At 35.6% G+C, this 18,072-nt stretch carries 13 protein-coding genes; all 13 read right to left on the bottom strand.

Annotation, left to right across the window (positions count from 1 at the left end; genetic code table 11):
* Nucleotides 1-18 precede the first annotated feature (18 nt).
* Complete coding sequence (locus tag GI584_RS06355) at nt 19-654, bottom strand: YesL family protein (RefSeq protein WP_153790671.1); 636 nt, start codon at nt 652-654, stop codon at nt 19-21.
* Between the two features lie 35 nt (nt 655-689).
* The gene (locus GI584_RS06350; protein ID WP_153790670.1) at nt 690-1,520 is read right to left on the bottom strand and encodes a sugar phosphate isomerase/epimerase family protein; all 831 of its coding nucleotides are present in this window, start codon (nt 1,518-1,520) and stop codon (nt 690-692) included.
* 24 nt (nt 1,521-1,544) lie between these two features.
* Nucleotides 1,545-3,674, bottom strand: a complete 2,130-nt coding sequence (locus tag GI584_RS06345) for a Sip1-related alpha-galactosidase (RefSeq protein ID WP_153790669.1) — start codon at nt 3,672-3,674, stop codon at nt 1,545-1,547.
* Nucleotides 3,675-3,689: 15 nt separating this feature from the next.
* The gene (locus GI584_RS06340; protein ID WP_153790668.1) at nt 3,690-4,958 is read right to left on the bottom strand and encodes an amidohydrolase family protein; all 1,269 of its coding nucleotides are present in this window, start codon (nt 4,956-4,958) and stop codon (nt 3,690-3,692) included.
* A 66-nt stretch (nt 4,959-5,024) separates the two neighbouring features.
* Entirely contained in the window at nt 5,025-6,329 is a 1,305-nt protein-coding gene (locus GI584_RS06335) for an ABC transporter substrate-binding protein (RefSeq protein ID WP_153790667.1), read from the bottom strand.
* Between the two features lie 207 nt (nt 6,330-6,536).
* Nucleotides 6,537-7,415, bottom strand: coding sequence for a carbohydrate ABC transporter permease (locus GI584_RS06330; protein WP_228552354.1), 879 nt, complete (start codon nt 7,413-7,415; stop codon nt 6,537-6,539).
* Nucleotides 7,416-8,306: a carbohydrate ABC transporter permease gene (locus GI584_RS06325; protein ID WP_153790666.1), complete on the bottom strand. Its 891-nt coding sequence runs from the start codon at nt 8,304-8,306 to the stop codon at nt 7,416-7,418.
* A gap of 22 nt (nt 8,307-8,328) precedes the next feature.
* On the bottom strand, nt 8,329-9,339 hold the full coding sequence (locus tag GI584_RS06320) for a LacI family DNA-binding transcriptional regulator (RefSeq protein WP_194842137.1): 1,011 nt from the start codon (nt 9,337-9,339) through the stop codon (nt 8,329-8,331).
* A gap of 267 nt (nt 9,340-9,606) precedes the next feature.
* Nucleotides 9,607-12,030 (bottom strand): alpha-mannosidase, encoded by a 2,424-nt coding sequence (locus tag GI584_RS06315; protein WP_153790664.1) that lies wholly within the window; start codon nt 12,028-12,030, stop codon nt 9,607-9,609.
* Nucleotides 12,031-12,042: 12 nt separating this feature from the next.
* Nucleotides 12,043-15,225, bottom strand: a complete 3,183-nt coding sequence (locus tag GI584_RS06310; RefSeq protein WP_153790663.1) for an FAD-dependent oxidoreductase — start codon at nt 15,223-15,225, stop codon at nt 12,043-12,045.
* Nucleotides 15,226-15,293: 68 nt separating this feature from the next.
* The gene (locus tag GI584_RS06305) at nt 15,294-16,367 is read right to left on the bottom strand and encodes a Gfo/Idh/MocA family protein (RefSeq protein WP_153790662.1); all 1,074 of its coding nucleotides are present in this window, start codon (nt 16,365-16,367) and stop codon (nt 15,294-15,296) included.
* 98 nt (nt 16,368-16,465) lie between these two features.
* A complete protein-coding gene (locus tag GI584_RS06300) occupies nt 16,466-17,434 on the bottom strand; it encodes an ROK family protein (protein WP_153790661.1) in 969 nt (322 codons plus the stop codon).
* Nucleotides 17,431-18,066, bottom strand: coding sequence for a D-sedoheptulose-7-phosphate isomerase (locus GI584_RS06295; protein ID WP_153790660.1), 636 nt, complete (start codon nt 18,064-18,066; stop codon nt 17,431-17,433). The genes GI584_RS06300 and GI584_RS06295 overlap by 4 nt, the downstream gene beginning before the upstream one ends.
* Nucleotides 18,067-18,072 lie beyond the last annotated feature (6 nt).

Raw genomic sequence — 18,072 nt, 5'->3', positions numbered from 1 at the left:
GAAGAACCCCTTTCTGTGTCATTCATCTTTTCCCACCAAACGATCGTGTAGCTTTGAAAAAGTTGGCAAAGCTATCAATAACCATAAATAAGCTATAATACTACCAACAAAGAAAAGGTATAAGACTGGCATCATGCTCATTAAAAATACGATACCATATCCGATAATTACCATAGTTAGCCCGCGAAAAGGGGCAACAAACGGCATTAAAAATAACATCTTTAAAAATTGGAGCCATTTTAATTGAAACTCAACATAAATAGGATAGAAAAAGGAGATCGCTAGTAAATAATATATACTCAATACATATATTATAAATTGAACACTTTGCATGAGCATGGTATCTGGAAATTCAAATACAAAAATATCAATATACAATATATACCCAAGTATAAAAGGGATAAATGCAATTAGATTAGAACGTATAAACTCTTGTTTATACGTCTTCCAAAATAATTGAAACACTGTATTTGGAGGATTCAAGTTACCTTTTAGCCACGTCCTTATCACTGTAAACATCGCAACACTTGCAGGAATAAATCCTAATAAGACTAGTCCGACTATGGTAAATAAAATCCAGAGCAAATTAATATAGGCTAACCGTGAAAACCATTCCGCAAACCGAGTTAGTCCACTTTTCCATCCTTGAGCCATTATCTCTCACCTTCTCATACATTAATGGGTAGTAATTAGAGCTCTAACTTGAGCCGATTTTGCACAAAATTACGACAGATTTCCAAACTCTTATATGGAGTACTTGTTGATTTGTCAATTTCCACTGTAAGCCATCCGTCATAATTAATCTCTTTTAAGTAGCCTACTATATCCACAATTTCATCTGAGATTGTACCTAATCCTAATTCACAAAAGATTGGCATTTGCTCATTACCGGATAAGATTGGAAAGGTTTGTTCATCTACTTCTTCAGGAGAAATATCTTTTAAATGAACATATGCAATTCGATCACTATAACGTTTAATGACTTCTAGTGGATCCATACCTCCTCTTTTTAAATGGGCAGTATCTGGGCAAAAATGAACATACTTCGGATCAGTCAATTCCATCATTGTATCTAATTCGAATACAGTCTCAATCTCTGTATTTATATGTGGATGTAAACAAGCCTTTACCCCTATTTCATCGCATGCCTTTGCGGCTAAGTTCATGGTTTCTGCAGCAATTTTCAACTCTTCTAAGGTTGTACCACCCTCTCGTCTTGGCCCTCCAGGACCAAATACAATCCGATCTCCTCCATTTGCTTTAATAAAGCGAGCAACTTGTGCATTACGTTTTACAATGTAGTCTCGTTTTTCAATGTCTGTGAAGTTGCCACCACCGTATAAAGCAGACAATTGAAAACCGTACTTGTTCATCAGTTCTTGAAACTCTTCGATACGATCTTCATAATTTAATGCGAGATGTGTAAAGGTTTCACAGGCTTGATATCCTAAATCAGATGCCTCTTCCAATGCGGTAAGTAATTCTTCTCCCCAAGTAATAAAATGACAGGATACTTTCATTTAAGACACTCCTTTCATTTATTTTTAATAATTTAATTCTATTACAAATTCTCCCTCTTCATCTGTACAATCGACGATGTATAAGCCTTCTGTTTTCATTGCTGTAGTTCGCTTTCCATTAATCATAATTTCCGAATGGCTTTCTTCTGAAACGAAAGCAAAGCGCCCAGCTTCTTTTAATTGAATTATCATTTTATTTGCTGACTCACTTAAAACCCTATACGTATGTGACGAAATATATTTATCGATTAAACCTACCGGTGTCACTTTTTCTCTTAGTGGAATTATATGATATAACACATATTCGTCTTTGCTTAGAGAAATAATTTTCTTATCAGTTTTATTCATCTGCTCCACTTTTTGGTTATAATAATCAAATACAATATAACGTTCTGCATTCAAATCTTGAATATCAGACGGGCTAATTATTCCAGAGACTTCATTTGCTTCAGGATGAATATGAAACGCAGCTATAACGCCTACTCCATTACTTTTATTCCAAACTTTGAGTGGCACCTCATCATTTGTTGGATTAACCATTAATGTATCTGCAGTAGGACGACCAACTTGATCACATCTTACAATTCGACCATTTTGATAAATAAGCGACTGAATAATATTTGCATCTGTTTCACCAACTTTATCACTTGTGTAAATAGGTCCACCACTCATTGCTCGAAGTAATGCATGACGTTTTGCGTCTTTATGCTTTGTCCAAAACATATCCCAATCACCATAATAAAATTCACCATGATAGTAGGAATTATAGACATTCTGAACCGCATGTTCAGCAAACCCTTGTTCATCATCAGGAACAAAGTCATCACTACTTCTTGAAACTGCTGAAATAGGACGATTCCAAATATTTTCTGGAGCCAGCCCCATACAATTAATGATGTTTTGATCAAAATGAATACCAACAGATGCTTCTAAACCTTTATGTGTTTCTGTCGAAGCTTGACCAATTGGCTTTTGGCTATTTAAGAAGTTATGAATAGCGCTTTGACCATCTACTTTTACAAAGTCAATGCCTTGTTCTTTTAAATATTGATGCCAAGCATCCCAAAATGAAAAACCTTTTCCTTTTTGAGGGTAAGGAATTAATTTGTCAGCAGTCGTTTTATATAAAAATGCTTGCATGTCGTCGGCTAATTTACTGTTAGGATCTACACCACCCCAATATCCAGCTAGTGTGTGCCAAACACCAATCGATTCTATTCCATAATCTTGACGTAGCTTTTTAGTAAGTGACTTGAAGCCATTTGGAAATTTCTCTTGATCTGGTGTAAAAGCATGCAATCGATCATCTTTGATTTCAGACCACCCATCATCAATCATTACCCACTTTACAGGGACATTTTGTTCGTTCAATTCTTGTATCTTTTCTACAATACCTTTTTCGTTTACTTTCTGATAGAAAGCATCCCAACTACACCAACCAAAATAATCTAACTTTTCCGGGTAGCGCTTATTTTCAATGAATGGTTCTTTTTGAATTATCGTACCAATTTCTGTGATTGTTTGTTTGATTAAATCAAACGTATTTTCATTTTCCGTTAAAACGAATAAAGGGGTTTGACATGATTCTCTTCCATGATCATTTGACGATACAGTGATTGTAAATCCTTTTTCAGCACCCTGCATTTCAGTTTTGAAGGTTTCACCAACAATCGTCATGAGTTGGTAATTAGAATCTGTTTTTTTCCACGTAATAGAAGTGGTTCTCTTAGGTAGATCTGTTAAATTTGTATCAAAGTATGGTCGTGACCACCAATCTTTATGTCGGTAATGTGCTACCATTTTCTCCATGTTAGGTATATCTGTGACATGGATTCTTATACCGTCGTTTGCTTGAAACGAATCATTTAACGCAAATAAACGCTCACTTTCTAGGCGTGCTTCCACGAATGCTTGTATCGTTTTTTCATAACAGTGAAAAATCAATGATACATTAGCCTTTTTCTCTAAAGAATAGATAAATTCATATCTGTCATAAGACCCTTTATTACCATTATGATTAGACTGTTTTAGATCTGTTAAATCGAGTGTTATGTTCCCTAATTGATCAGTTGCTATCTCTAAGGTTATCTGATCCAACACTTTTTTCTTATCTTTTTTTACTATTAATTCTTTCTCATTTACTATTTCAAACATGCTTCCACCTCTGCATCATAACTTTTTAAAGTCTAATTTATATAATTCAATTAAATTATTGCGGAATACTAGATTTGCAAAACCTTGTGCTTCTTTCTCCGTCATTTCACCTTGAACTATTTTTTCAGATAATACCTCCGCCATTACTTTTTTTGCTAATTTCGCATGTGCATAGGTACCTTCTACTTGACTATAATCTCCTCCAAAACCTAGGATTTTTGATTGTGGTACCATTTCAATTAATTGAAACAGGATTTGTTTTGTCATAGTCGGTGAAAGAATATAACACCATGTTAGATCGGCATAGGCATTAGGGAAATTTTTAATAATTGATAAATATTCCTGATGATAAGGCATTCCACCGTGTAATAAAACAAATTTCGCCTCATAGTATTCTAATAATAACGGAACTAAATCCGTTACCCTAGAATTCGTAAGAATGTTACCATTACTCGAGACACTAGGCTCTTGGTGACCTGTATGGATTTGAATTGGCATATCATTTACAATGGAATTCTTAATCACTTCATGGATCATAAAATCCTGTAATGGTTTAGCATCTTCACTCGAGATAGATTCCTTTAAATAATTGGACTGAATAGTATTAAAGACTCTTTCAGCTTCCGCATATGTTGGTTTTTCTACATTTAGCGAACGCCAATAGGCAGCTCCGATTTTAGTTGCTACCATTCCCTCATCTACATACTTTTCCATAATCTTCTCCACTGCTGCTCGTAAATCATCAAGACTATGAATCGAACGCTCTGATTCTTTCGCTAACTTTTGTATTTGTTCCCTGGAATGGAGTCGGAAAGTATGATCCATCCACATAACGGGTCTGAAGTATCGAAAATCAACGTTAGTTGTAAAAATGAGTGTAAAAGCCACATCAATTTTTGCTTTCTCCTTAAGAATACGTTCATATAAATCTGGGTCTTGAGAAGCTTGCTTTACTTTTTTATCTAACTCACAAATACCTTCAATGGTCCAATCTTTCATTCCATATAAATCCTCTACAGCCCACTTAAGCATTTTGGCATAGGTTGTATTTTTTGTTTTTTCCCAAAATTCCAAGAAAACCTCTGCCTTTTTTTCAATTGAATCTTCATTCTTGCTGGCGTCAAAATAATGTAAGTTTAAGCCAGCAGAGGTCATATCAGATTTTAAATAGTGTAATAGATCAAAAAAACCATGATTATTTTTTTTCCTATCTTTGAGTGGAATAAGGTGCTCATGTCCATCAATAATACGCATTTGGTCTATATAATCTGTAATTTCAGTCATTATTCCACGCTCCTTAATAAATAGACGGCTGCTAAGAACATGCAACCGTCTATAAATGATAATTATTTATTCTACTTCAATTTCTGGATAATTATTTTGAACGGAAGCTTTAAAACTTTCCATAGCGTCGTTATAGCTTTGTCCCTTGTCTATTGCTTCAGAAGTTGCATCATACCAAAGAGTTGAAATATCATTATTATTCTCGGTTGCTCTATTTGCTGGTATGTCCATTAATAATTCATAATAAGTTTCTAGAACTTTTTGATCTCCGAAAAATTCATGTGTAAAGCTATCTGCATTCTCTTCATAAAGTGATTGGAGCGCAGGCATGTTACCAGTTTCTTCAAGATTATATTGTTGCCATTCCTCTCCAGCTATAAACTTGATAAACTCATAAGCTAATGCCTTATTATCTGATCCATTAAACATTGCTCGATAAGTTCCACCCTCGTAATAACCACTTGGCGTTTCTGCTAAACCATATTTCCCTTCGGCTTCACCATCTTCATTTCCTACCATAAAACTAGCCCAAGCTGGGTTTGCAAACATGATAACTCCACCTTCATTAAGCGCGTCACCCCAACCACCAGAGTGATATCCTAATTTAGCATCGATACCTAGATCTCTAATCGATTTCATATTTTCAAAAATTTCGTTCCACTGGTCATCGATTACTAACGAATTATCTTCTAGCCATAATTCCGGGTTATTTTTTTCGGTATTATATACATCACCAAAATGAGAAATTAGATGAACTTCTCCATTACTATCATCTTGAACCTGTTGACCTAATTCTATAATGGAATCCCAATCACTAACCATTTCAGAAACTTCCTCTGGATCATCTGTTCCTAAATATTCCTCTGCTAAATCACGGTGGTACCAAAAAGCACCCGGTGAAGCATGGTCAGATATAGCTCTAACAGAACCATCTTCTCCCATTCCTAATTCTTTTACATAAGGAATATAATCCTCTACTAGTTCATCTGCGCCTAATTCAGTTAAATCTGCAACAAACTCTTGATTAATAAATTTACCCATATAACTTCTTTCTAAATCAAAAATGTCTGGAACATCTGTATTACTGTTAATCGCATTCATTAATTTTGTTTGATATTGATCCCCAGGGAATACCTCTACATTGACATTTACATTAGGATATTTTTCTTCAAATCTTTCTGCCATCAATTCAACGTCACCAAAAAAAGTCCAAATATCTAAATCACCTTCAAAATCTTCTGGAGACATATCCTCACTTACTTTATCATCAGTACCATTATTGTCACCCTCGTTATCTGCATCAGATGAACAAGCAGCTAATACAGCAGTTAAAATTAAAGTTATAAACAATATGTTTAATCTTTTTTTCATATAAATTCTCCTCTATTAATTTTTTTCAGAGATATTCTCATACAATATTCGTTTGTTATGTTGTGAAGTCTAAATCACCCCCAAAAATCTATATGACAAGCGAAACTTATCAGGGTGATAGCGTCCGTTATCCTCAACTTTGGCTTCTTCTATTTACTTGAACATTGAAGTGAGAGGGTTACGGACGATTAGCACCGTGACAAAATGTCACTCTTTAATTGCACCTGCCATTACATTTCCAATAATCTGTTTTGAGAATAAGGCAAATACAATGAGTATTGGAATGATAGAAATTACAATACCAACGTATTGAGCACCATAATCTACGTTAAATTGACTTCTAACACTTGCTATCAAAACTGGTAATGTCTGTAGCTCTTGATCAAATAAGATAATCATCGGTTGTAAAAATTCATTCCATTTACTAATAAACAGGAAAATACCAAGTGTTGCTAAAGATGGCCCCATTAAAGGTAAAGCAATTCGATGAAAAATATTTAACTCCCTACACCCATCTATTCTTGCAGACTCCATCATTTCTTTTGGAACAGATGCATCTGCTACTTGTTTAAAGAAGAATAATGCAAATGCATTACTTACAGAAGGTAATATTAATGGCCAGTAAGTATTGAGTAATCCAAATTCATTCATTAATCTGTAAAACCCAATGATACCCAATTGACCTGGAACCATCATCGTTGCTAATACCGCCGCAAAAAGAATGGGATTCCCTTTAAAGTTATATTTTGAGAAACCGTATCCACCAAGTGCCGAGAAATAGAGTCCTATAATCGTTGAAATCACTGTAATAATCAAACTGTTTACAAAACCTCTCCATATTGGGACAACGTCTACTAACCTTTCGTAATTTGCTAATAAGCGGTCACCAGGCACTAACAATAATTTTCTCGTAATTTCTGAATTGGCATGTGTTGAAGTAATAATCATGCTGTAAAATGGAATTAAACATATAATCGCAGCGATGATGATACCAATCCAGATTAATGTTTTAATCAAGCTAATTCGTTTCTTCTTTTTAAGTTCTTCATCAGAGAAGCTATTTTGATTATTTTTCATTTGACTCATTTATTTCGCCTCCCTTTTCTTACGGACCCCAGGGATCATAAATGTAATTGCAGTGGCAATTGCAATAACCACAAAGGCACCATATGCAATAGTTGCACCGTAACCATAATCATAACGAACAAATGCAGCTTCGTATAAGTTCATAATCATAGTTAACGTAGAATTATCTGGTCCTTTACCAATCATTAATGGTGCATCAAAGATCTGAAGACCACCAATTACAGAAGTAATCAATGTAAATATCAATACAGGGCGAATTAATGGAATAGTAATCCGAAGTGCTGTTTGGACTCTTGAAGCTCCATCAATTTCAGCTGCTTCATATAAATCTTTAGGGATTGCTTGTAAACCGGCCAAAAAGACTAACATGTTAAAACCAAAATTTTGAAACATCATTGTTAAAGCTACAATTATTCTTGCTAGCCAAGGATCATTCAGCCAATAAATAGGCTCATTAATAATACCGATTGATAACAAAAATTGGTTAATACTTCCGGTTTGCCAGTCAAACATCAAAGCAAACATTACACCGATAGTTATAGGTGTTATGATGTTTGGAAAATAGAATATCGCATGGAACAAATGTCTTCCACGAATAAACTTTTCATGCAATATTAACGCTAAAGTAAGAGCGATCGTTAACTGTGGAATAATAGAGAATATCCAAATAATTAAAGTATTGGATATCGATTTTAAAAATACAGTATCTTGTATTAACCTCTCGTAATTCGCAAGGCCTATAAATTCAGGTTGATCAAACCCTGTCCAATTTGTAAAACTTAAGTAGAACGAATAAAGTATTGGGCCTAAACCGAATATAAAGAAACTAATAAAAAAAGGGGCAATAAAGTAATAGCCGTGTGGATCCTTATTAATTTTAGTACCAAACATCTACTAAAACCTCCTTTATCATTTAAACCTGTTTACATGATTGTCGAATTATTATTTCAGGCTCTAATAACAATCTTTTCTGTTTATTAGTACAATCATTTTTATCCACTAAATGGGAAACCATATGTTTTGCTGCTGCTTGTCCCATCTTATAGAGTGGTTGCTTTACCGTGGTTAGGGCAGGATAAATCCATTTTGAAACTAATATGTCATCAAACCCCACGACCGACACATCTTGAGGAACTCGATAGTTATGTTCATGAGCACATCGTATAGATCCTATTGCCATTTCATCATTTGAAGCTATTACAGCTGTTATATCCTTATTTTCTAAAATTCTCTCCATGGTCTGATATCCACCAGATTCTGTCCAATCTGACTTAAACACATAATCTGAGTTATAACTTAATCCTATTTGATCTAGGGCTCTTTCAAATCCTTGTTTTCTCCAGTATGTCGCAGAAAATTCGTCTGGACCTTCTATATAAGCTATATTTTTATGACCCATTTTTGCAAGGTAATGGACAAGTTTTTCTAAACCTAATTGATTGTTGACATCTACAGAAAAAATATCATCTTCAAATTCAGCATCACCAATTAAAGCAACAGGTAACTGAAGTTCCATTATCTGCTTCATAAATATTTTTGATCGTTTTAAGAAGCTAACCAAAATTAGACCATCTACTTGTTTTTCTCTTGCTAAATCCATAAAACCCCATTCACCTTGATAATAAGATGTTCTACTGTAATAAGCACAGTGAAAGCCAAATTTGTTAATGACATTTTCTATCCCTCTTAAAATATCGGAATAAAAAAAGTTCGAAATATCATCAACAATAATGCCTATAACTTGGGCTCGGTCACTAACTAGTCTTCTCGCGTTCGCATTTGGAAAATAATTCAACTTTTTTATTGCTTCTTCTAATGCTTTTTCTGTTTTCTTTTTTACTTTCGCCCCGTTGAGGTATCTTGATACAGTGCTTTTTGAAGTATTGGCTTCTCTAGCAACATCTTTTATTGTTGGATTTTTCATATAAGACATCTCCATCACAACTTAATAACTCCTAAAACCTTTAGTTTAATCGCTTTCATTTAGTTTTGGGAACGTTCCCAAAACTTTATATTTATAATATAACTGATCTAACACAAAAAAGCAATAGTTTTTCGCTAAAATAATTCATGAAACAACAAAATACCAACATTAAATCAATAGTTTTGGTGTTATTTATGATGTTTTGTTGATAGATTAGATGAGAAAATCCCCCATCCAATCTATCTATAAACTTTAATCTTCCAATTTCTATTCTTGCCATTCCAACATATTCGTTTCTATTACTTCCTTATCTTGATCTTTTGGAACCCGGAATGTCTTAATTTCACAAGGTCCAAATTCGGCTTCGATCTTTCTATTCCATTTCGATAAGGTAATTGTGGTTTTTGTTGTAATCTTGTTTGTTTCATACAAACGGATAATCATATCTTCATTATCCTCTGCTTGCTTAATTGCACTCACAATAATGTTTGACTGATCCACATCCATAAAAGAATTGATTTGTGGCAAATCACCTTTATGATAGGTTTCAATTAAAGCGATTGAGGATTGATTAAATTCTGCAGCACGTCTCACCGTTTGCGCTTCTTCCCAGCTATCTTCATGTGGTAACAGGGAATAATTGAATTTTTGTATTCCTTGATCAATGAATGAATAATGTCCATCCGGATCTGGAACCAATGGATCATGATGTGCATAAATAGGACTTCTCAATACCGTTAAACTGACTTCGTTACCTTCAACGTCATAACTATATTTACTATCATTTAATAGACTTAACCCGTAACGACCACCCGTAGCTTTAATTGTACCCGAGACATCAATCCAACTTTGACCTGTTTGCTCTTCTCCGTTGGCCTCACGAATTATATGTCCATACGGGATTTCGTATGTTGCTTTTCTATGCACCAAATTTACCGGATAAGTTAATTTCAGCATTTTAAATTTCTCACGCCAATCAACTACTGCTTTTACATCTATTTGGTGAAGTTCGTGATACATAGTGAAATCTTGTGTTAATTTAGAATTCCCGAACTCACTAATTATTCGAATCACTGATTTCACTGGACCATGTTCGACTAGCTTCATACTTCTCAAATCAAATTCTCCAGCAACATCCTTATAGCTTACAACGTCGTGCGACCATGTATCACTATGATCATTAATGACAACCGCTCTACCTGCATCTCCTGTAAACATTTCATATTCTTGATTTTTATCAAATAGACTACTAATGAAGCCTGTTTTTGGATTAAATTCTAATCGATAACGGTCATTTTCCATTACATAGTCATTCGCTTTAATTGTAGGTGTTTGATCTAATTTTCGATTAGAAATCACTTTATAAACGCGATATCCCATTGATGGTAAATTTGCAATAAAGCTTAATCTATTTCGTCCATTTGCTGTTGCACTAGATTGCACCACTTGAAGCGGTACAGGATTTCCTTTTTCATCAACTAAAATCTGATCTTCTTTTAATTTCTTGAATTCTACTTCGATGTTTTGTTTGACACTCCAAGCATGTGGATTAAAAACAACGATTGGTAGCATGTTTTCGTCTTCCTCAATATCAATATTCCACGCTAGAGATTGTACAGCATAATTCAAATTACGTTCAGCGATTGTCATTGCTTCCCCGTGCATATTACGAGCATCTTCATAAGCTTCTTCTAAGCTTGTCCCAGCTAAAATATCATGAAATTGATTGAACATAACATTTTTCCATGCTAATTTATAATCAGCTGGATAAGGTTGGCCTGTGATATGATCTGCTAAAACAGACAGCTTTTCTGATTTTGCTAACAAACTTTCTGCTTCTCTATTCCATTTTTTAATACCAGAGTGAACAGAATAACAACCTTTCGCATGATTTTGTAAGTCATGATGAACACTTGGAAGGTTTATATTCTTTGTCTTTATCTCTTCAAAGAATTGATTTGGCGAGCTAAATAAGAGCTCTGGCAAGTCATCTTCTTTGTTTAATCGTTTAATACTTTCAATATTTTCTTTCGTTGGTCCACCACCATGGTTTCCTACACCATAGAAGCTCATCAACTCATCAACTGGTTCTTTTAATTCTTTAGAACATCTATTTATGTGCTCATCCAAATCTTGTCCCCAAGTCGTGTATTCAAATGGAATTTGGAAGGTCATCACTCTCGAACCATCATCAGATTCCCACCAAAAGAGACGTCCTGGTAGTCCTTTCTCATGTGGACCCGGACGCATAAACACGTAATGCTCCATACCACTTTTTTGTAAAATTTGCGGAAGCATGCCATTATGACCAAAGCTATCCACATTATATCCAACCGTTGCCGTAACTCCGAATTTTTCCTTGAAATAACGTTGTCCATATAAACCTTGTCTAACGAAGGACTCACCACTTGGAATGTTGCAGTCAGGTTGTAACCACCAACCACCACAAATCACCCATCTACCTTCTTGAATCTTTTCTTTAATTTCTTCAAACATACTAGGGTCATTTTTTTCTACCCATTCATACATTACTGCTGAACTAGAAGTAAAGACAAAATCATCATATTCATTTAATCGATCAATAGCAGAGCGGAAGGTTGCTTTAGTCTCCTGGAATCCTTCTTGCCATTGCCATAACCAAACTGGGTCTAAATGTGCGTTACCTATCATGTGTAATTTTTTATCTGACATCTTTTGTTCCTCCTATATATCTAATTTTAATAAAAGGGGTTGTTCAGGAAATTCTCCTTGATTAGAGACGTACGAATTCCATTCTTGTACGTTTTTACCAAAATCCTCAGTTGTTAGGCGCCTTAATTCTGTATGTGCTTGCTCTGCTAATAAAGCTCTAGCATCTTTTAAGTAGTTGATAAGGACTCTATATCCTCTAATATCACCACACCTTGCTAAAGCACGAGCAATCGCTAAATCCAGCATTGCTTGCCTTTCTTTAAAATAATCTGCTACGATTCCTGATTGACGCAACTGATCTCTAAGGTTTTTATGAGTATATAAGGCCTCAAGAATGGTGATACACCCTTTTGTTGCAAGCCTCTCGATTCCATAACAAACCGCATCAACATAATAAAAAGTTCCTGTAAACATATCCTTCAAGCTTTCCTCAGATGGATCTATTTGCGATACAATTCGTTTCCAAATATCAATACTTCGTTCATCACGAGTCATACCTAAAGTGTAAAGTAAATAAACAACATCTGGCATTGCTCCTTGATCAGGAGGTAGTTGGGTATGACGTATAACATTGTCTCGGATTGGTAGTCCTTCATAACGATCTAATTCTTTTTCAATCTCATCAATTAATATCGGTACTCCATAGGATGATTCGTACATTGCTAAAGCTTGAGCTAATGCGACCTGACGCTTTATATCATTATTTTGTATTGCTTGATCTAATCCTTTCTCTAAAAATGGAAGAATGCGTTCTCCAACCGTGCATATTTCAACAATCGGAATTTTATCTTTATACACTTCCTCCATCTCCATGTCAGCATACATGTAAAGAGGTTCTTCACCTGTTAATTGTTCTACTAATTCTTCTAATTCACTATCTTGGTAATATTCAGAAGAAATAGCACGTTCCTCAATTCCTGTAGGTAATAAACCTTCTAATACTAATCTTTTTTGCAACTGGCGAATATCTATTTGAGATGGAGGTACATTATTTTGGATAGATTGTTTTGCTGCTAAAGCAGAAACACCACCTAAATTTTCTAAATCGGCTTGCATTCGTATAGCAGCAAAGCCATCATGCGTCGCAGATATCGCCTTTCCTGTAACGATAATTCCCTCTAAACCTTTTGGTAATAATAACCGATAAGGTATTTCGATTTCTAAGTTAGGTGGAATTAACCCTAGATGCATCCAATCAGCACCATTTTTCCCTTTCATATCATGGTTGCTAAAGTGAATATTTACAACATCATCCCATTTACGTTGTCTTAACTGATCTGTCAGCGTCATCACATATTCACCTAGCACATGGCGTGTTTCTCTAGAAGCCACATAGATACCGTGATCATGCACATCTCGTTTTCTTTTACGCCTTCTTCCATCTAAAATCGCTCTGGTGTAGTCCATAATATTTGAAACATCTACAGCACTTGTAAAGTTATTTTGTGAACGACCTGGTTTTGCAAATTGCGCTAAAGAATACCACATCACAATATGATCTCTCTGGGAACCATATACATACTCAGCTCCAGCAAATGCTGCTACATCACCATCTCCAGTCGCATCAATAACTGTATTAGCTAATATTGCGAATGTTCCCCATCTAGAGGTTGCCACAACACCACGCACACGTTTATTTTCCATAATAGTTCCAATAACAATTGAGCCAAAATACGGTTGAACCCCTGCTTTGTACGCTTCATTCCATAAAGCATACATTTTCGCTTCTATATTCCATTTAGGACTATAATGACGAACTCGCTCTTGCATTTGATTTACTCTTTCCGTAATCCATTGATTGAAACCTACTCGACGACCAAACCAATAACTATCCACCGCACCAAATGTAGCGGTTCCACCTAGTCCCGGGTTCATCTCTAATAAGACGGTATTTAACCCTTCTCGCCCCGATACAATTCCTGCTGTTGCACCACTCGTGCCCCCACCAACTATTAGTACATCTGATTGATGTAAAATAGGTATTTGTCTTTCTTCCACTATTTCTTTTGTATATATTCGTCCATTTTGTGGCTGTGGCTGTTCCTTCACACGTACACCTGGTATAACGTAGTTTGCTTTACTAGGGTGCTCTGTAATGGTTTTATTCGATGTTTTTTCCAATATTTCTTCCCAATTTTCAAGTATTGCTAATCCGACAAACGAGCCAACTCGAGAACCCATCACCGGATCAAACAATAGTTCAGCAATAGTCTCATCCTCTATATATTCCCCCAAATACCATATCGAAGGATTTGACGTTTGGAATTTATTTAAGTCAACTTTAACTCCGTTGATCTCTGTGCTTATATTCCCTTTAAAATTTTCTGTTTGCTTACACTTCATTTGTCTATTTACATCTTGAAGTTCAAAAGAAGTTGCAGCTAAATAAGCATTGGAGAATGCTTGATGTTCATGCAATAAATATTCTGATATATTAAATATTTCTTTCTTAGCTTGAAACTCATCCTCCATTCGATCAGCAAAAGGATCCTGTGAATAAAGTTTGGAAGAAATGAATTCTCCTTCTAATATGACATGACCACGATCTAAATAGCCTTGGTGCACTTTTAATGGTTGAGTCTTTTTTTCATTCGTGTTTAAAATTGAAATATACTCATTTGTAAGTCCCTCGGTACGGTAAAATTCGATAGAAAAGCGAATTTTTTTGTCTGACTCTACTTGCTCTACCATTACCTCATTTGTCTGTCTAAGCAGACTCGCATTTTCTGTCGTATCAATCACTACACTTGCACTGACAAGCTGGCGCCCTGACTTATTACCAATTTCTAAATACTGCTTTTCACCTTTTTTAAAGGTTGCTAGAGGATAGCTCGCATACAACATTTCAACACCTTGTTCAAATAATTCTTCCTCTAACGTTAGTTTTACTTTATCCATCGAAAGCGCTATTTCATTATTTTTTCCAATGCCATCTGCAGCTATTTTCTTGATTAGATCAGTATTTATATGATCAACTGCTTTTTCGCTTATCCATGGTCTTAATGTTGCTGTGATTTCACGTCCTAAATATGTTCGCGATTCTATTAAAACGACTTTTTTACCAGCTTTAGCTAACTCTAAGGCCATTGTTACACTAGCAATAGATCCTCCTACAAGAGCTACGTCTACATCAAATAAAATTGGTAATTTTTTTTGATCCAAATGAATATGCGCGTTAGTTGAATGATTATTCATCAATACCACCCTATCATCTTTGGGAACGTTCCCATTTTAGTTTATAAAACCCGGAAAAACTCCAAGTTCTAAAATGTCTTCCACATTTCTAATATAGCTGGCTTTTCTATCTTACTTTTTAACTGGTAATGCTTTCCTTCATCTGAGGCAGTATGGAATCCGTGCATAACTTCTAAAACATGATACGTTAATTCACCATTTGCTCGGTGATCTCTATTATCTATTATTGATTCTGCCATATCAGCTAACCCTAATCCTCGGCTATTTTCAATATAATCGTACGTCAATGGCACATCCACAAATTCTTTCTCGCCTTTTCTACGATATTTTACAGGTCCACCAAACGTATTTGGATCAGGTATACTTAACGTTCCCGATTCCCCGTAAACTTCGATTCTCGGTAAATTATTTCCCCAGGAGTCAAAGCTTGTAATGATGGTACCGACAGCTCCATTGTCAAAATCTAACACACCAGAAATGTGTGTTGGTATTTCTACAGGAATGCTTCTTCCATCAGGTGTGAACCGTTCCGGAAATGATATATTCGTAGAGCCGGTTACCCTCTTCACCGATCCTAGAATGGATACAAGTGCTGTGATATAGTATGGTCCCATATCAAACATTGGCCCACCACCTTTTTTATAGAAAAAATCTGGATTAGGGTGCCATTGTTCTACACCATTACTCATAAAAAACGCAGTTGCTGCAATAGGACGACCAATCCAACCATCTTGTATAAGTTTTAAGCTTGTTTGAATACCACCACCTAAGAATGTATCTGGTGCTCCACCAACTTTTAAACCTTTTTTCTTTGCTAATTGGATGACTTCTTTTCCTTCTTCTAATGAAATAGATAATGGTTTTTCTGTATACACATGTTTCCCATTTTCAAGTGCAGCTTTCGCCACTTCGCTATGGGCAGCTGGAATGGTTAAATTTAAAACAATGTCAATACTCTGGTCATTTAGTAATTCATCTACCGTATAGGCTTGTATGTTGTGCTCTTCCGCCTTTTCTTTTGCACGATCAAGATCTAAATCTGCACATGCAACAATATCTATTGCTTTAAACTTTTTGGCATTTTCAAAATAAATTCTGCTAATATTCCCACAACCGATTAAACCAACACTTAAAGTACTCATAAGTTCCTCCTTGTTTTAACAATAGTTACTTTTATCCATTACTCTCCGCTAATTGTTCTCATACCAATCGAATTCCTCTCTTTTATCAAAGAAATAATTTAGTTTTTAAGTGCGAGTAACGCAACAGAAAAACTTGCTAAGTCCCCGATTTTTTCCCCTAAACCAGCTGGTATAATGTCACACACTGAATAAGATAAAGGAATCGCCTCTTTTTTCAATTCCTCTAATACAATAGGTTCCAAAATATCTTGTTGTCTGCCATAGATACTTCCGATCACAATTTTTTCGGGATTTAGTATATCGACAAAAAGTGATAATGCTCTACCTAATTGAAACCCTACCATCGAAAAAACTTCTAGTGCTAGATGATCTCCAGCTTGAGCTGCTTCCCCTACACTTTTGGTTGTAATGGTACTCAATTCATCCATCGATGAACAATACGTTGGTGGATTGCCTTTTTGAAGCGCCTCTAATGCTTTTTGTGCGGCTAATTTAGCAATACCTCCACCACTACAAAAGCCTTCAAAGGAACCTGCTTTACCAAATCCAATCGGACCATCCTCCGCTAAACGAATATGTCCGACCTCACCTGCTAAATCATTCGTACCCGAGTACAGCTGTCCATTTAAAATGAGACCTGCACCCATACCTGTTCCAAATGTTAAGAACATCATATTTTCCGTTCCTTTACCAGCTCCCCAACGCCATTCTGCCATAGCACCAGCATTTGCATCATTTTGTAAGGCGACGGGAATCTGATATCGTTCTTCTAGCAGCTTCACAATTTCGATATTTTCCCACCCAGGTAGATTTGGTGGTGCAATTATTGTACCTGTTTTACTATTCAATGGTCCACCGCAACTGATACCGATAGCAGCTACTTTTTCCACATTGTGTTTTTCTTGAAGTTGATCTAATGTCAAAGCCATTTTCTCAATTGATTCATCTGGTGTAGATGGCGTAGGAAATTGCACTCGTTCTATTACTTCCATATCATCGCCAATTGTTTTTCCCAATAATACTGCACACTTTGTTCCACCTATATCTAATCCGGCTAATATAGTCATGATTGGAAAAACTCCTTCTCTAACATGATACATAACGTATGATAAATAGGGAGATGTCGCTCTTGTATATCTAATGTTTCTTTCCAAGGCACGCGGATACAGACATCACAAATATCATTCATTTTTCCACCTGACTCACCTGTGAAACCAATCGTCTTTAAACCTAATGCTTTGGCTACTTTCATCGCCTTTACTACATTATCGGAATTGCCAGAAGTGCTTAAACCTATTACTACATCACCAACCTGTCCATATCCATACACCTGTTGGGCAAATAACATGTCTGCTGCTACATCATTAATAAAGGCGGTCGACAAGGCAGAATGGCTAACTAAAGAAATTGCTGGCAGTGTCTGTTGCAAATGTTGAGCTACATATTCCCCATCCTCTGGATACATTTCATTCAGTTTCCGTTCAAACTCCCTATCGACAGGTCTGTTGAGGGTAAACCCTTTCATTAATTCTCCAACAATATGCTCACAGTCCGCTGCGCTTCCTCCATTACCACATAATAATAGCTTCCCTTGTGTTCGATAACTTTCAACCAACAGATTAAATGCTTTTTCAATCGTGTCTACTGATTGCTGCAAGTCAGGATATTTCTTGATTAATTTTTCTATTTCATTATGCATAACCTA

This window comes from Gracilibacillus salitolerans (assembly GCF_009650095.1).
Taxonomy (GTDB): domain Bacteria; phylum Bacillota; class Bacilli; order Bacillales; family Amphibacillaceae; genus Gracilibacillus; species Gracilibacillus salitolerans.
This window is presented reverse-complemented; position numbering and strand designations above follow the sequence as displayed.

What these genes read in the sequence shown, in the direction of transcription:
- GI584_RS06305 (WP_153790662.1), bottom strand. Translation starts at nt 16,367, where the DNA reads ATGAGTACTTTAAGTGTTGGTTTAATCGGTTGTGGGAATATTAGCAGA.
- GI584_RS06315 (WP_153790664.1), bottom strand. Translation starts at nt 12,030, where the DNA reads ATGTCAGATAAAAAATTACACATGATAGGTAACGCACATTTAGACCCA.
- GI584_RS06325 (WP_153790666.1), bottom strand. Translation starts at nt 8,306, where the DNA reads ATGTTTGGTACTAAAATTAATAAGGATCCACACGGCTATTACTTTATT.
- GI584_RS06310 (WP_153790663.1), bottom strand. Translation starts at nt 15,225, where the DNA reads ATGAATAATCATTCAACTAACGCGCATATTCATTTGGATCAAAAAAAA.
- GI584_RS06355 (WP_153790671.1), bottom strand. Translation starts at nt 654, where the DNA reads ATGGCTCAAGGATGGAAAAGTGGACTAACTCGGTTTGCGGAATGGTTT.
- GI584_RS06300 (WP_153790661.1), bottom strand. Translation starts at nt 17,434, where the DNA reads ATGACTATATTAGCCGGATTAGATATAGGTGGAACAAAGTGTGCAGTA.
- GI584_RS06345 (WP_153790669.1), bottom strand. Translation starts at nt 3,674, where the DNA reads ATGTTTGAAATAGTAAATGAGAAAGAATTAATAGTAAAAAAAGATAAG.
- GI584_RS06330 (WP_228552354.1), bottom strand. Translation starts at nt 7,415, where the DNA reads ATGAGTCAAATGAAAAATAATCAAAATAGCTTCTCTGATGAAGAACTT.
- GI584_RS06350 (WP_153790670.1), bottom strand. Translation starts at nt 1,520, where the DNA reads ATGAAAGTATCCTGTCATTTTATTACTTGGGGAGAAGAATTACTTACC.
- GI584_RS06320 (WP_194842137.1), bottom strand. Translation starts at nt 9,339, where the DNA reads ATGAAAAATCCAACAATAAAAGATGTTGCTAGAGAAGCCAATACTTCA.
- GI584_RS06295 (WP_153790660.1), bottom strand. Translation starts at nt 18,066, where the DNA reads ATGCATAATGAAATAGAAAAATTAATCAAGAAATATCCTGACTTGCAG.
- GI584_RS06335 (WP_153790667.1), bottom strand. Translation starts at nt 6,329, where the DNA reads ATGAAAAAAAGATTAAACATATTGTTTATAACTTTAATTTTAACTGCT.
- GI584_RS06340 (WP_153790668.1), bottom strand. Translation starts at nt 4,958, where the DNA reads ATGACTGAAATTACAGATTATATAGACCAAATGCGTATTATTGATGGA.